We start from the raw sequence: 15896 nt of genomic DNA, 5'->3' as shown, positions 1-15896 counted from the left end.
AAATAACTGAATTCAGGTAGACTCGATTAGGGATATCCCAATTGATTTATCCACTACACCGCCTCGTACCGTGCTTTACGTTTTCCACTACCAACTTTTCTGATACGCCCCTCATCAACGAGCTTCCGCAACTGGTAATACGCCTGATTCGCGCTTAGGTGCAGCAGTTCCATTACGTCGTTTCTACTCACCGTTTTTTGTTCATGGATCAGCTTGATGATTAATTCGGAGTACCGAACTCTATCGATGTCCGATTGGCGAACGTATTCCACTACCTTGCCGCTACGCCGATACACCTTTGCACCCAACATATATGTTCGGCGAGCCCCAGTGCCGGCGCTTTCGATAAGACCGGATTCAGTCAGTTGCCCCAAAACCGTGCGTAGACGCTGGTCGCTCATGTCCATCGATTTCGACAACACGTCAAAGCTGCAGCGCCTCTCTCTCTTGAGCTTGTCCAGAATAAGCAACCCATCGAGAGACATGGATTTGCCACTACGCTCACGCTCCTCGGCCAGCAGCTCCACAAACGCCTTGTCGGGCGCACTGCGCGGCAACAGCACTGATACCCCACGCCCGTTGGATCTCGAATAATCAGGCAGAGGACGGCCATAGTTCAGGGCACCTTCGAAAATGCGGTCGATCCCACGCCCAGTGCGTTCGGCGAGGCCAGATCTCTTCAATGCATCCATCAGACATGGGTTACGCCCATGTGGCTCAGCTGTAAGCAGGTTATGAACATTGATACCCTCCACAAACCCACCGGGATTGGCGATGGTCAAGCCAGCATCGTCTACCAATACGCGCACACGCCCGAGAACCGAATAGTCCCTATGACCGAATGCATTAACCAAAGCCTCTCGAAAAGCCCTTTCGTCAAACTCGGGGACCATCGAAGAAAACAGGCCCACATTCAGCTCCGTCCCCGGATTCCACGGCTTAAACGACGCGGATATTTGCTCTATGGTCTTGAGCAAAGGGCCATGGTACGTCTGGTTCACCTTGATGTCAGTGCCGTTAAGAACTTGGAAAGCCGCTTCATTCGTCGGAACGAACTGCTGCAATGCATCTTCGTTGCCAATGAGCAGCAAGCCAGCCAAGGTTGGCGTCAAATCCCCATCGACCGATACGACAAGGCGCAGCGATTTTTCCATATCCTCATCCGAAAGCTCAAGAAGGTTCTGGTCACCAGATTGATAAGAGGCGATGATCCTGCGCAGACGATCACGCTCCAACGGATCAAAATCTTCCCGAGTTGATCCCCTCACCGGCTGAGCTGAATAGTCGAGCTTTCCCAGATCAGAAAGACGAGTTGCAAACTCATACGGATACATGGGTACACTTTCAGGCGTGCCATCCACTTTCATCATGCGACGGAGAATCTTACCCGACTTTGTTGATACCACGCTCTGCGCCTTGGGCACCTCGACCTGAACAACCGCGATGTCATTGCCAACCAATTGTGCACGAACCGATATCGGTGGCACAGTCTTATTGGCTATCATCGCAGCCATTCCAACCGGATCCTGATGCTTTTGCTGCGCACCGGTAGGCGTGCCATCATCCTCAACGCCCAAGTATAAGCATCCGCCATCCGTATTGGCCAAGGCAACAACTGCTTCTACCAATTCGGAGTCCGGCAAGCCCTTGAGATCACTTTTGAATTCCTTGGACAAAGTCTCCTTGCCGTACTCACACGCCATCCGTCGTCCACCACCTGTTCTGAGCTATTGGCCTTAACTGAATTATATACTTTTTCACTGAATTCCGGTAAAGGATAACTGAATTCAGTTAAAACTACCCTTAAACAAACAGTCTGGCAGCAGAGAGAACTGGACCCCCCTTTAACATTTCCAATGCAATCAGTAACTTGGAATACTAAAAAGCAGAACAAGACTTTAATCAGGGACATTCCCTGCATTCCCCAAGAGGACAATCTGCAGAATCCGATGCATACACATCTCGTCATGATTCCGGCTCCAGCGCTGTACTTAATCAGACCAATCCGACATCGTCTTTGGCGGCTACCGTAATCTTTTACGAGTGACTTTTTTGATTGATCAGCTTCACCAATTCCTTTTCGCAGTTACGCATGTAACCCAAACTCTTCTTAAGACCGGAGAGCTCTTTCTTGGTTTCTTTTTTCTCAGCCTTATCTAATTCCTTATTTTCAGAACGCCTAGAGAGAATCTCCTGCTGAATTTCCATTCGTTCAATCTGATCGAGCAAGCCTTGTCGCATCCGTTCAATCGTCTCTGGCTTCATATCAGCTTGAGCAAAGTCGGATTGGCAAAATGTTAGGAGCTTCGAACACTCGTCGAGGGCAAACGCTCCTTTGGAATCAGTGAGAAGCGAAGTAACAGCAGTTACCCCACTACCACCAACCAAACCCAAGACTGCGCCGCCACCAGCGATTATGGCTGTGCCACCTGCCATACCGAGACCTCCTGCAGCCAATGCACCACCGCCAACCGCTGCAAGGCTCGCACTGGTAAGAGCAGCACCAGATAGGCCGGCAACAGCCGATCCGGCAATCAACGGCGCTATGACTGGCGCTAATGTAAACGCTGCACCTCCCGTAGCAACCGCAACCGCGGCAGTTCCCGCAGCACCGACAATCTTCCTGGTTCGGCTACCATCCAATACACCGACATTCTTATTCAGCGCCTTAGCGGTCTGCTGCACCGGGGATTTATCCAAAGCGCCGCTTACATCACGCCATAACTTTTCGAGAATTTTCGAATCGAATTTTGGACATTTTGTTTTCTTGATTGAGGAGTCTGAACTTCCGTCAGGATTCTCTGACTCCATTTCAGAGCGATAGGAGTCATACGGCACAAACCGTGCAAGTTCAATCAGAACCAAGGCTTTCCATGTAGTTCCGTCTCGTGCATCAAGTTCTTCAATTCTCTCTTTCACTTGCCCCTGATTAAGAAGAACGCAGTCAGCAGGGAGGTTTTCAGACCATTTGCCAAACCATTCTTCTTTTTCGCCTCGATCCACTGCCTTACTTCGATCTATGTCCTCATAAAGCGCCAGTCGCTCTATCGAGAACAGAACAGATAGATGCTCCGGCTTCAACGAGAGCGTTTCCGTTGTCGCCCGATCGGCCGAATTGTCGTTTTGCTGCCGCTGCCTGTGACTTGCTCTTCGTTCCCATACCGTTTTGACATCCACACCTATTGCGAAAACCAGACGAGTCACACCTACGTAGTTGACTCTCAGCAAGAACTCCTTGCCGGCAAGTACCCTGCCTTCCGTAACCCCGACCAATGCAGCCCGAATAGCAGCATCCGCCAGATCCACCGCAGTAAAAGTGGCCGAGGCAATGGATACCATGCGAACAACTCTGGAATTATTGAATGGAAGAATTCGGTCCATGTCCAGCTGCTTCAAATCGGACAAAGAGCGGACCTCATTATCTTTCATCTCCAGATAAAGATGATGAAGAAAATAGCAGCCCCGCGTCAAGCATTCATTCAGCAACACTGGAAGCGCCTGGCGCCCCAGTTCATGCACAATTCCAATTTCAGTTCGCAGGTTAAACCTACGAGGCACTTTACGACCTTCATCATCCACTTGTGCAAATAAGGTCCCATTGAACATCTTGGAAATGAATTTGCGTGCCCCCATGCCAGAATCCATGGCATTTTCAAACACGGGCAAGGCGGACAATTCCTTAATAATAGAGAGCAAAGGTCCAGGTATCCCTGTGCCCTGACCGGGATTCGAACTTGACCCTGCCATGTCAGACGCCATGTGCAAGAACCACCGCACTGTGCCTAAGAACAGCCTTTCGCAGAAATTATCACCGATCAGTCCTTCCTTAAACCATTGTTCTTCCACCGGGATTGCAATGAAATCTCCGTACTGATTGGTGCCGTATACCTTTCCGGTAAATTGAGTGAGTATCGAGAACACCAATCCTTCAAGGGAGAAGTGGTGAGAAAAGTCCCTGAGATGATGTTGCAAACCGCCGCCAAATTCGGCTGTGTACTTATCGCCGACAAAAGGATATTCATCTTCTAAGAAATTAATGGCATCACGCAGGGACTCTCCTCTAAAACCAGAATGCTGCTTTGCCACCCAAACCACGAATTCATTGACTTTCTCCGAACCCCACTCGTTCGCCCTGTCCAGAGAGAACTTGCCAACAAAAATCGAATCGCATAAACCAGCAACCACTCCACAAGCTGCAGCTATCTTGTAATCAAGCCGCGCGTCATCTTGCACATGGTCAGATGCAGCATCTTCTTCAATGGATTCCACGTAGATTCCATCACCAAAATCTCCGGTCGCTTTAGCAACGCTAATTCCAGCCTCTATACCTTTGTCGTTCGCAAGCTCCAACGAATACTGAACAGAAACCAACTCGCTGCCGTGCCGTGGCGAGAGCTCCAACTCCCTTGTCATCCGTCCCTCTCCTTCCACAGTGCGCTCAGGAACAAAGCAATAATAGCCAGAATAAAACAGCAACTGAAACGCCTGCAAACAGTCAACCATTACGCCCCTTGCCGGCAATTCACCTTCAGCTTTACAGGTTTCAAAATTCCCTCAGACACACATCCCGCAAGCTTCACGGCCGATTATCCTGGAGGTATGGCAATGAACGTCAATGTCGCGTCGCGCCGTCGCAACTGGTCGCGCGAAGAAACTATGATGGCGTTTGCCCTGTACATCGTGCTTGAGCCTAGAGAGTGTGATGACAATGGACTAGACGTGCAGCGTCTGGCATCATTCCTGAACCGCACACCCGCCTCAGTCGCCTTGAAAATCTGGAACATCGCAGCCCGTGACGTCAATCGGAGCGCACAAGGCAAGGCAGGCATGAAACATGGCAGCAAGCTGGATTCCCAAGTCTGGCAATGGTACGAGGAAAATCCCGATGCCTTCATGGCGGAATGTCTCAATTTGCTCCGACACGCACTCATGCAAGCGAACAAACAACACTTCCATCCAGCACCCCTGGCTTCTGACCGATATTCCCTGCTCGAAACCGCAACAAGACTGCTGCTTGGCAAGCGCAATCCCAAAGGCGGCGAGCGCGCAACGACCACGATTCAGCGGATCAACCAGTCTTATTTCCGCAATTCGTTGCTCTTGAACTACCAGTGCACATGCTGCATCACCGGTATGCAGATACCCTCGATGCTGATTGCTAGCCATATCAAACCATGGAAAGCATCAACCCCGACCGAGAAGACCGCCGCATCTAACGGCCTGCTGCTCAATGCATTCCACGACCGGGCGTTTGATCAAGGGCTCATTTCCATCGACGACGATTACCGCATCATGGTCAACCACGACAAAGTAAGGCATTCGCCGATCAATGATCAATGGCTCTACGCTTTCGAAGACCAGAGAATCACATTGCCATCGATCAGCCGGCCCTCGCATGAATTTATCGAGTACCATCACAAACATATATTTCTCACCGATGCTGCATAACCACGGGGACTATCCCCCTCTCCCTGCACGCTCTGCTCTGCCCGGAAATATTGGACACATCACTCCCCGTCCTTTTCTTCCAAGGCATCAACCATGTCCAGAGGCTGCTCTGCCAGCCTGAAATCCATAACGACCTGCTTCACCGCATGGCTACGGGCTGTGAGAGCGGAGGATTAAACAGCCAAACGCTTAAGCGATCCATGAAGCGCCCCGCCATATTTCAGCGAAACAAGGCCAAATATAAAGCAATGACATCCTAGAGGGTGTCTAACTTCGTCGATTCGATAGCCAGACAAGACAGAAGCTAGTGCACTTTCAAACAATTCGAGAAGTATATAGTTTCCAATATGATACAGTTTCTATTGTGAAATCAAATAAGCCATCCTCCCTTTATGATGCTCTCATGTATCTGCAGTGCGAATTCGTGGCGGAGCGCAACAGAGTCAACCCGGGAAACATCACCTGGCAGCAGTTCGACATCCTCACTGTTCTGCGTACAGGATCCTTCATGCCCTCGCAGATCGGCCAGCGGCTCGGCATGAGCCGATCCAAGGTCTCCAAGAACCTGAGCACGCTGCACGATCTCGGATACATCAGACAGACACCTGATGCTCGTGACCGGCGCGAGCTGGAGACCAGTCTGACCCAGGCTGGTCGGGACATGCTTAGCATCATCGATCAGAAGCACAAGACCCTCGAGGAGGATGCCCGACAGGTCTGGTCCGAAGACGAGCAGGAAGAATTCACCGCTCTTGCCAACAGACTCATTGCCAAGCTGCGCCAGGAGCGAGTCGCCAGATGAGAACAGAATCCATCCTTATCGATCGGGCCTCCACGCACAACCTCAGGCAGGTCTCGCTGTCCATACCCAAGCGGGCTATCACCATAGTCACCGGCCTGTCGGGTTCGGGAAAGTCATCTCTCGTATTTTCCACGCTGGCAGCCGAATCACAGCGCATGATCAACCGCAGCTACAGCTCCTACATTCAACAGCTCCTGCCCAAGTATGAACCTGCGGAAGTCGCCCGCATCGACAACCTGCCCTTCTCCATTGTCGTAACCCAGAAGCAGCTCTCAGGCAATGCCCGCTCGACTGTAGGCACCTATACTGATATCTACACCGCCCTGCGCCTGTTGTTCTCCCGTACGGCCCAGCCCTTCATCGGGTACTCCATGACGTATTCCTTCAACAATCCTGCCGGGATGTGTCCGACCTGTCAGGGTCTGGGAACTGTGCGTACTCTGATGCTGGATCGCCTGCTCAACATGAATCTCTCACTGAACCAGGGAGCCATCGACTTTCCCACCTTCCAGCCGGGCGGCTGGAGACTGACCAGGTATACGGATTCAGGTTACTTTGACAACGATCTGCCCCTGCGGGAGTGGACGAGCGGCGACCTTGACCTTCTGCTCTATGGCAAGAAGCAGAAACCGGCACACCCTAGTCCCAACTGGCACAAGACGGCCATGTATGAGGGGTTGGTGCCCCGGATCACCAAGACCTTCATCAACCAAAACGGCGACAAGTACCAGCATGAGCTGGAGCAGGTTACGCGAATCACCCAGTGCCCCGACTGCCAAGGGGCCAGGGTCAACGCCAGGGTGCGCTCGGCCAAGATCGACGGACTGAACATAGCTGACTGCTCAGCCATGAGCGTTGCTGACCTGCAGGACTGGCTGGGGAAGATTCATGACGATCAGACCGAGACCATTCTGCAGGACCTAGAGCGCAAGACAGCTAACCTGATAACAGTTGGTCTGGGCTACCTGAGTCTACAGCGTGGCACCTCTACGCTTTCCGGAGGAGAGGCACAGCGTCTGAAAATCGCCAATTGCCTGAACAGCCCCTTAAATGACGTTCTCTACATCTTTGACGAACCAAGTGTTGGGCTACATCCCCATGACCTGACCGGGATCAAGAAAATCTTCAAGGGCTTACGGGACAAGGGCAATACGGTGGTAATCGTGGATCATGACCCCGAGCTCATCGGTATTGCAGACCGTATCGTCGACATGGGGCCAGGAGCAGGCAGGGAAGGAGGACGGATCGTCTTCGAAGGGAGCTATCAGTCTCTGCTGGAAAGCGGCACAGCCACGGGCAGAGCTCTGTCAGATCCAGGCGTAGTGAACGAACCAGTGGCGCCATCGCATGGCTTCTACGCGATAGACAAGGTCACTGCCCACAACGTCAGAGAAGCCCACGCCAAGATACCCAAGCATATGCTGACAGTGGTGACCGGTGTGGCCGGATCAGGCAAAAGCACCCTGATCAAGGCAGGCTTCATGGCTCAGCATGATGCCATACTCCTGGATCAGAAGCCGATCAAGGCCAGTGGGCGCTCCAACCTGTTGACCTACTTGGGCGTCTTCGACCCACTGCGCAAGGCCTTCGCCAAGGCCACAGGTGAGTCCCCGTCACTCTTCTCATTCAACGCTGCCGGAGCCTGCCCTGTTTGCAAGGGCAAAGGAGTTGTCACTCTTGATATTGCCTACATGGGCGATGCCAGCACTGTCTGCGAAAGCTGCCATGGAACCAGATATTCAGTACAGGCCCTGTCTGCCAGATACCGCGGTCTCAGCATCGCCCAGGCGCTGAAACTGACTGCCAGCGAGGCCGCGCACCGATATCATGAGGTGCTGGGCCCAGCCATGAGAGCTTTGGAGGATGTCGGGCTGTCTTATCTATCCGTTGGACAGGCTCTCGATACGCTCTCGGGCGGTGAGCTGCAACGTCTCAAGCTGGCCAAGCTGCTCAAAGAAGGAATTCATGAGACCCTGATTCTGGATGAACCTACCAGCGGCCTGCATGAATCCAACATCTTGCAGCAGATTGCCCTCTTACGCAAACTCATCACTGATAAAGACCTGACTGTTGTCGCCATAGAACATAATCTGCGCTTTATCGGTCAGGCCGACTGGGTGATTGATATGGGCCCAGGAGCCGGGAGCGCGGGCGGCAAGGTGCTGTTTGAAGGGACTCCACTTGCACTGATGCGTCGAAATGACACTCCAACAGCCCGAGCCATGAATGCATACTTCGGCTTTATCAAGGATGCAGCAGTGCAACAGCAATAGTTCAGCAATCTTGCAGACGGCGCTTCTGCCTGCCATCCTGATCGAAATTGTCATCATCCAGCCAGGTCTCCAACCGCTCTTTCACTGTTGGCCATTCGCTTTCCGTTATGGAAAACCAATCCGTATCCCGAGTTCGGCCCTTGTAGACCATGTCGTTTCTGAACCGGCCTTCAGCCTTGAATCCCAGCCTCAGCGCCGCCGCCCGGGAGGGCGCGTTGAGGCTGTCGCACTTCCACTCGTATCGGCGATAGCCCAAGTCCTCGAAGACATGCCGAGCCATCAGATATTGGGCCTCGGTAGCCTGCCTGCTTCTCTGCAACTCCCTGGTATAGATAACGTGGCCCATCTCGACGCTTCCCATGTCGGACCTTATCCGGTGCAAGGCATACATGCCCAACAGATCCGACGAATCATGAAGCTTCACATGCTCCCGTAAATCTGCATCCTTCTCACTCACAGGCTGGCCGACACCAAAGTCAGGTGCGGATGGCTTGCGAAGGATAGCAAAGAATAGCGGCTCCCGGCTTTCAATCATGGATGCGAATCCTGAGTCGAATGCTGCTCTGTCAGGGTAGAGCTCGTGAGTGGTATATGTCATGATGGATTCGTCGCATTTTGGACCGAAGATTCGCTCATAGAAGGCATCACCTTGGTTTTCGTCCAAGGGTACTGCCAGAACGGTCTTGCCAGTCAACATGACAGGCTCTGGCACCCTGGCCCCGGCAAACGAAATCGCATCCCCAATAGGTTGCCCAAACTCATTGATCCTCATACCGCATCTCCTCCCTTGGAACAATGCTCACTCCGTCATCGCACGGAAGAGGCAGGCCTAAAAGCACCGGCCACAACTACGTACAATCCTGCTTATGATACCAAGCAAATGCCCCAAAAGACCGTATGGATCCACCTCACACAGCCACGGTTAATCACCCTTGCTACCTCCTTTATCATCTTGTCCACAAGGTGCTGATTCGCCGCCATATTCGTCCACATGCACTAACGCGGAGGGACCGACGCATCTGCGAGAATTAGACTGATGCGTAAGAGGAAATGATCGAGGAGCTTCAACCGGTATTCCCTCTGCCTACCGTCAGCATCGACCAAGGGAGTGATCACTATGTCCAAGGCTTTGATCGTCGTGGATGTTCAACCGACCTTCTGCGAAGGAGGTGAGCTGGGAGTCGAGGGAGGCAACGCCACAGCCGACAAAATCGCCGACTATGTCCACGACCACGCCAAGGACTATGCCTACATGGCCACCACCCAGGATTGGCACATCGAACCCGGGTCTCATTGGTCCGATCACCCGGATTTTGTGGATACCTGGCCCAAGCACGGCGTGGCCGGATCACCCGGGGCGGAGCTGCATCCCAGCATTCGGGAGCTGGGCATCACCCATCACTTCAAAAAGGGCCAATATTCCGCCGCCTACTCCGGATTCGAAGGCATCGAAGACAACACCGATCGAATCCAGAGCAGGGAGGAATTCGCTGCCGCCAAGTCATCTGGAGTCACCTTGGCCGACGCACTGGCGCAAGCAGGAGTCGACCAGGTGGATGTAGTCGGCATCGCCGAATCCCACTGCGTCAAGGAGACGGCCTTGGATGCCGCAAAGCTGGGTTACCAGGTCACGGTCTTCGAGGATCTGACTGTCCCGGTCAGCGAGGATCAGGGCATCGAGGCTCGAAAGGCCATGGCACAAGCCGGCATTCGTCTTCTTTCCTCCAGTGGCGACTAAGGGCAGCGGCGGAGGAATTCACCAGGGCTGAATGGTGGGGCCCACGGTGAATTCCGATACATTGGTATCCTCAGGCTGATCAATGGCAAAGGCCACCACCTGAGCCACCCGTTCGGGATCGATCTGATAGGTGTCGTAGGTCTTGTTCATATCAGCCAGGGTCTGCTGGTCTGTGATGGTGTCCAGCAACTCGGTTCGAATAGCTGCCGGGTAAATGGTAGAGGTGCGAATATGGGTCCCCTCCTGGGCAGACTCCATCCTGAGCACTTCCATCAAATCACGCAGGCCCCATTTGGTTGCCCCGTAAACTGCTCCGCCCGGATAGGCTTTGAGACCAGCCACCGAAGAGGTGGCGATGAACTGCCCGTGACGCTGCCCGGTGAACTCCGGCAGGGCCGCAGCAATGCCGTACAGTGCGCCTTTGAGGTTAACGTCAATAGTCCGATCCCACTCGTCCACATGCAGAGCCGACAAGGGAGAATTAGGCATGAGCCCGGCATTGAGGAATACCACGTCCACTTCACCGAACTGCTTCTTGGCGAAAGCCACGAAGTCCTCATTGGCCTGCCTATCAGTAACGTCCAGAGCCATGGAAGCCGCCTGGCCACCAGCCTGAACAATGTCGTCGACGATTGTATCCAGCCGATCCTTGCGACGAGCACCCAGCACCACCTTGGCCCCTCGCTGCGCCAACAGTCTCGCCGTAGCCTCTCCGATGCCAGAAGAAGCTCCGGTGATCAGCACTGTCTTATCTGCAACTGTCATAGTCCCGCCTTTCCTAGATGTTCAGTCGGCCTGATGGTACAACCTCGAGTCGCTGGAGGTGCAAGTCTTTACTACGATCAAGCACACATCGACGACCATGACCAAATGCCTGGTATAGGGCTGACCTTTTGTGAAGGACAGATCAGCCAGGACGGCATCAGCATGGGCATATGGAGAATCGGCGCAGTAATCTACGAGGAAAGGCGGTTGCCAGCCAAAAGTGGGCTCGATCGCCCCATTGCAAGAGGTAAAACGGCAGTGTCGCAAAACTACTTAATCTGCATCGTCTTAATCTGCATTGTAACGATAGGTGAGGGTCAAATATTGAACTATGATTAGTCCTTAAATTTCCCATAGTGGACATTCAGAGCAGACGAGCCACAGATCGATGGGAGCATACAAACCAAGCATCAGTTGGCTAGCCACGATCCCATAAGAGGAAGGTCGCAGTCATGTCGACCACACCGACACAACCCTCATCACGAAAACAGGCTGTTTATCCGTACTTGATCGTGCTGTCGGGCATTGTCTTCACGGCCATCCCCGTATCGCTGGTATGCAGTTGCGCCGGTATCTTCTTCACTCCTGTCAGCAACTACTTCCATGTTCCCAAGGCTGCATTTACGGGGTACTTCAGCATATTCAGCATCACCATGGTCATCTTCCTGCCGGTGGCCGGATGGCTGATGCACCGCTACGATCTGCGCATCGTCCTGACGGCAAGCACAATCCTTGCCGGACTGGGCTGCCTGGGTATGTCCCGATCATCCGCCATGTGGCAGTTCTACCTATGCGGAGTAGTTCTGGGAATCGGCATGCCACCTATCCTCTATCTGTCAGTGCCCACGCTCATCAACGCCTGGTTCCGCAAACGGGTCGGGTTCTTCATCGGCCTATGCATGGCCTTTACCGGCATAGGCGGCGTGATCTTCAACCAGATAGGCACCATGATCATCAGATCCGCCCCTGACGGATGGCGGCGGGGATACCTGGTCTTTGCCATTCTGATTCTGGTGGTCACCCTGCCTTTCACCATCTTCGTCATTCGCGGGACGCCCGAGCAGATGGGTTTGCTCCCCTATGGCGCCGCCGACCAGGAGCCTGCTGCAGCCGAGGCTGCCTCCAACAGCCCAAACACCGGAAGTAAATACAAAAAGAGCCCTGAGCCTGCCGCGTCGACTGTTGGCATGACCGCTTCCCAGGCCTTGCGTTCCCCTGCCTTCTGGGCGCTGGCACTCTTCTGCGGCCTGATCACCATGAATCAGACCATCTACCAGTTTCTGCCCTCCTATGCAGCATCCCTGCCATCCATGGCGGCCTACACAGGCCTGATCGCCTCCTCCTGCATGGCCGGCCAGGCCATCGGCAAGGTCATCCTGGGCATGGTCAACGACGGCAGCATCGTGGGCGGGCTCTGCCTGGGCATCGGCGGCGGCGTTCTCGGCGTCTGCCTCATGGTCGCCTTCCCTGGATTGCCTGCGCTTCTCCTGCTGGGAGCCTTCGCCTTCGGCCTGGTCTACGCATGCACTACAGTGCAGACGCCCATTCTGGTTACGGCAGTCTTCGGCTCGCATGACTACACCAACATTTACGCCCGCATTCAGATGGTGGGCTCCCTGGCTTCGGCCTTCGCCGCTCTCTTCTGGGGAGCCATCGCCGACCTGCCCCACGGCTACATCATCATGTTCGGTCTGAGCATCCTGATCATGGTTGCAGCCTTGTTCCTGGGCATTATCCCACTGAAGGGCACGCACAAGTCAGCTACTCAAACCAACTGACCGAACCTTGCAACCAGCAGCCTGCGCAACATTCCACCTTGCGTCATGGGCTGACAGGATACGGCAGACCGCAACTTCTACTACCTGGGCCCCGTCACCACTATAGGGCCACCGTATGCCGGGAAGAAAGCAAGGCCGGACGGCAATGACCGGATGCTCGTCACCATCACCAATCTCCGTCTTGACCGACCTATGGATCACGAGCTCTACCGCCATCTGCTCGACATCCGAACATACCCAGTCAGCAGAACAGGCGCACTGTTTCTGCGGGGAATTTACTGTAACCCCTGCAGAACTTTTAGCCCCTCATAGACAACTTAGGAGAACTAGCGGAACCAAGATAATCGGTACATCGGTCACCACCGTGGGCATGCCATCCCATAGGATGGAATATGACAGCACATCTCTATAAAGGAGTGGATATGACTGATCGAATACAAGGTAAGGTAGCCATCATCACCGGAGGAACCGGTGGCATGGGCGTAGGCATCGCCGAATGCTTCGTCCGCGAGGGAGCCAAGGTGGCCCTTACCGATATCAAGGAAAGCGATGCTTCCCGCAGCTTCATGCAGAAGCACCCCGGGCAGGTCGTCTTCCACACCTTGGACGTGACGGATGAGGACCAGTGGGTCTCCACCATCGACACCGTTGAAAAGGAGTTGGGTCAGCTGACCACCGTGGTAAACAATGCCGGCATAGGCGGCAGCGGAGCCACTATGGACCAGGAAAGCTACGAGGACTGGAAAAAGGTCATCGCCATCAATCTGAACGGAACCTTCCTTGGCACCAAGCACGGCATGCGGGTCATGAAGGGCCGTGGCGGATCCGTTATTAACATCTCCTCCATTGAGGGCTTCGTAGGCCTGAGCGGAGCCGGAGCCTACAACGCCAGCAAGGGCGGCACCAGGCTGCTGACCAAGTCCGCGGCCCTGGATTCCGCCAACAACAACTATGGTGTTCGCATCAACTCGGTTCATCCCGGATTCATCAAGACCCCTCTGATCAGCCAGAGCCTTGAGGACAGGATGAGCAAGCTGACCCCCCTGGGCCACATCGGCGAGCCCCAGGACATCGGCGAGATCTGCGTCTATCTGGCCAGCGACGAATCCAAGTTCGCACTGGGTGCCGAATTCGTTGTGGACGGTGGATTCATCGCCCAGTGAGCTATTCCGGCAAGGAATTGCCGGAACCCCTTCTTCTGCCAGTCCGCTTTACAGTAAGGCAAGTGGCTAGGCTGAAGGAGGGGTTCATTTATGGCCCCAACGAGGGGGCGTCATGCGACTGTGGCATCAGGATCTGATTCGACTGCTTCCCAGACAGCAGCTGTTGGGTCAGCATCGGGAGATCACCGCGCTGCGGGGCCTGGGCTGGGGTAGACGGCACGCCACTGTTGACTATGTCTTCCGCCACTGCCCATACAAGCTCTTTCAATTTCATCTGCTGGTCATGGCAACGATGCGCGAGCGCGGCTACCATCCTGATCCTGCCTGGTATGATCCGCTCTACCGCGGCAGACATTGTCCGCCCTACGAGGACCTGTCTGCAGCGCCATTGACGGACCCCATCTATCCTGAGCATGATTCAGCCTACCTGCAGGAGTGCTTGGAGAACCTGGCGGGGAAGGGCATCCATCTGTCCTAAGGCCGATCCTCAGGGCCGGTGCCGACTGACTGCTGTGGCCATAAAATTCGCTGACGTGTACGGCAATATTTACGGCAATATTGAGGAAGGGCTGTTTGAATCCGAGTATCTTCCAAAGACTGTACTTTGCCCAACAACCGGTTGACGGGGTTTGCCAACCGAAAAGCATCATTCCCGAGTGAGCCTGGACACCCTGGGCACTAGGAGGGTGACCGCCGCCAGTAAGAGCGCCAAGGGGAGCAGGGCCGGCCTGACGCCTGTGTGGTCGGCCAAAAAACCGATAGCCGGAGGAATGATCCAGGAGACCCCGTAGTAGGCAGTGGAGATGACCGAAGCCCGCTGAGCCGCCATGGCTGGATCCTTGGTTGCCAGAGTGGTGACGATAGGTACACCCAGAGCTGCTCCTACACCCCAAATTCCAGTGCCCACGAGGCTGAGCACGAAAGAGGGCGAAAGAGCATAGACCAGGATGCCCAGAGCCGAGACCAGCAGGGTCAGAACCAGCGAGCGCATATTCCCCAGCCACTCGATCAGATGCGTCCCCAGCAACCTTGAGACGATCATGGCTGCAGCGAAAATCGTGGGAGCAAGACCGGCTTGAGACTCGGGGACACCGAAGGAATCGACCAGACCGATCCCGCTCCAGTCGTTGACAGCACCCTCGCTGGCCTCCAGAGCCACGTTGATCAGGGCCAGGATGAGCACCAAGGCATCACCCCAGGCCGCTAACTGCCTGCTGAAGGCGGATGATCGTCCTGAATCGGCATGACGATCCGAACGTTTGCCGTCAGCGCTGCCCTTGTAGTCCCCTAGAGGCCGAGCCGGGCAGAGCAGAACGCAAGCGGCCACCAGGACCAGGCTGATCAGTGCATTGACCGCCAGATGCGCGCCTATGGGCACGCCCAGATGAGACAGGAGCGAGCCCAGACCCAAGGCAAGAAACATGCCCAGACTATATGAGGCATGGAAGCGCGGCATTATGGACCGGGAGGAGAATCGCTCCACTGCGCCGGCCTCAACAGTGTTGACCGTTCCCCAGAGGCTGATCCCCGCCGAATTGAAGAGCAGCCCAAAGATCACCCCCAGCACTGATCGCAAAGTGACGGCCAGGGCCGCGATCACCATGCCCAGGCACCAGGTCGAGGCTGCCAGCAGCATGGCCCGGCGCACGCCCAGCTGATCAGTCAACACTCCCGAGACCAGCATGCCGACCAGAGCGCCGCATCCGCCCAGGATGGTCATTAGCGCCAAGCCCGAAGGCTGCAGACCGAGACTGGCCTTGACGGTTGGCAGTCGAGAAATCCAGGCCGATGTACCAATACCCATGATGATGAAGAACCCATAAACGGCCAGCCGCTCGCGCATTCCGTGACCCGGAAAATCGGCAACCGAGAGCTCATGATGATCCCGTTCACTCATGCGAACCTCCCTGTTTTGTCCATGGTTGGCCC

12 protein-coding genes are annotated in these 15896 nt (G+C 54.6%); 7 read left to right on the top strand and 5 right to left on the bottom strand.

The features are described 5' to 3' along the window. Positions 1–53 precede the first annotated feature (53 nt). Positions 54–1676, bottom strand: coding sequence for an ATP-binding protein (locus H3V09_RS07535; protein ID WP_415873511.1), 1623 nt, complete (start codon positions 1674–1676; stop codon positions 54–56). A 361-nt stretch (positions 1677–2037) separates the two neighbouring features. Next, the gene (locus tag H3V09_RS07530) at positions 2038–4503 is read right to left on the bottom strand and encodes a hypothetical protein (protein WP_198191546.1); all 2466 of its coding nucleotides are present in this window, start codon (positions 4501–4503) and stop codon (positions 2038–2040) included. Between the two features lie 96 nt (positions 4504–4599). On the opposite strand from H3V09_RS07530, the gene H3V09_RS07525 reads away from it, so the two are divergent. From H3V09_RS07525 to H3V09_RS07515, 3 genes are all read left to right on the top strand, one after another. Beyond that, positions 4600–5448, top strand: a complete 849-nt coding sequence (locus H3V09_RS07525) for an HNH endonuclease (RefSeq protein WP_232339510.1) — start codon at positions 4600–4602, stop codon at positions 5446–5448. Between the two features lie 403 nt (positions 5449–5851). Next, positions 5852–6250 carry a MarR family winged helix-turn-helix transcriptional regulator gene (locus H3V09_RS07520; protein ID WP_232339511.1) on the top strand — a complete coding sequence of 133 codons (399 nt, stop codon included), beginning with the start codon at positions 5852–5854 and terminating at the stop codon, positions 6248–6250. After that, a complete protein-coding gene (locus H3V09_RS07515; RefSeq protein WP_198191548.1) occupies positions 6247–8523 on the top strand; it encodes an ATP-binding cassette domain-containing protein in 2277 nt (758 codons plus the stop codon). Before H3V09_RS07520 ends, H3V09_RS07515 begins: the two co-directional genes overlap by 4 nt. A 1-nt stretch (position 8524) precedes the next feature. Here the strand turns inward: H3V09_RS07515 and H3V09_RS07510 are convergent, their stop codons facing one another. After that, positions 8525–9295: a GNAT family N-acetyltransferase gene (locus tag H3V09_RS07510; RefSeq protein WP_198191549.1), complete on the bottom strand. Its 771-nt coding sequence runs from the start codon at positions 9293–9295 to the stop codon at positions 8525–8527. 345 nt (positions 9296–9640) lie between these two features. Here H3V09_RS07510 and H3V09_RS07505 point away from each other — a divergent pair, with 345 nt between their 5' ends. After that, on the top strand, positions 9641–10261 hold the full coding sequence (locus H3V09_RS07505; protein WP_046322354.1) for an isochorismatase family protein: 621 nt from the start codon (positions 9641–9643) through the stop codon (positions 10259–10261). 18 nt (positions 10262–10279) lie between these two features. Here the strand turns inward: H3V09_RS07505 and H3V09_RS07500 are convergent, their stop codons facing one another. Then, positions 10280–11026 carry an SDR family oxidoreductase gene (locus H3V09_RS07500; RefSeq protein ID WP_198191550.1) on the bottom strand — a complete coding sequence of 249 codons (747 nt, stop codon included), beginning with the start codon at positions 11024–11026 and terminating at the stop codon, positions 10280–10282. A 452-nt stretch (positions 11027–11478) separates the two neighbouring features. On the opposite strand from H3V09_RS07500, the gene H3V09_RS07495 reads away from it, so the two are divergent. From H3V09_RS07495 to H3V09_RS07485, 3 genes are all read left to right on the top strand, one after another. Further along, positions 11479–12804, top strand: a complete 1326-nt coding sequence (locus H3V09_RS07495) for an MFS transporter (protein ID WP_198191551.1) — start codon at positions 11479–11481, stop codon at positions 12802–12804. A 422-nt stretch (positions 12805–13226) separates the two neighbouring features. After that, the gene (locus tag H3V09_RS07490; RefSeq protein ID WP_198191552.1) at positions 13227–13967 is read left to right on the top strand and encodes an SDR family oxidoreductase; all 741 of its coding nucleotides are present in this window, start codon (positions 13227–13229) and stop codon (positions 13965–13967) included. A gap of 112 nt (positions 13968–14079) precedes the next feature. Then, entirely contained in the window at positions 14080–14445 is a 366-nt protein-coding gene (locus H3V09_RS07485) for a TIGR02328 family protein (protein WP_198191553.1), read from the top strand. 168 nt (positions 14446–14613) lie between these two features. Here the strand turns inward: H3V09_RS07485 and H3V09_RS07480 are convergent, their stop codons facing one another. Next, positions 14614–15864 (bottom strand): MFS transporter, encoded by a 1251-nt coding sequence (locus tag H3V09_RS07480; RefSeq protein ID WP_198191554.1) that lies wholly within the window; start codon positions 15862–15864, stop codon positions 14614–14616. Between the last annotated feature and the right edge of the window lie 32 nt (positions 15865–15896).

The sequence above is a fragment of the Bifidobacterium sp. M0399 genome (assembly GCF_016100595.1).
GTDB lineage: Bacteria > Actinomycetota > Actinomycetes > Actinomycetales > Bifidobacteriaceae > Bombiscardovia > Bombiscardovia polysaccharolytica.
The sequence above is the reverse complement of the archived record's forward strand: the minus strand, read 5'-3'. Positions and strand labels throughout refer to the sequence as shown.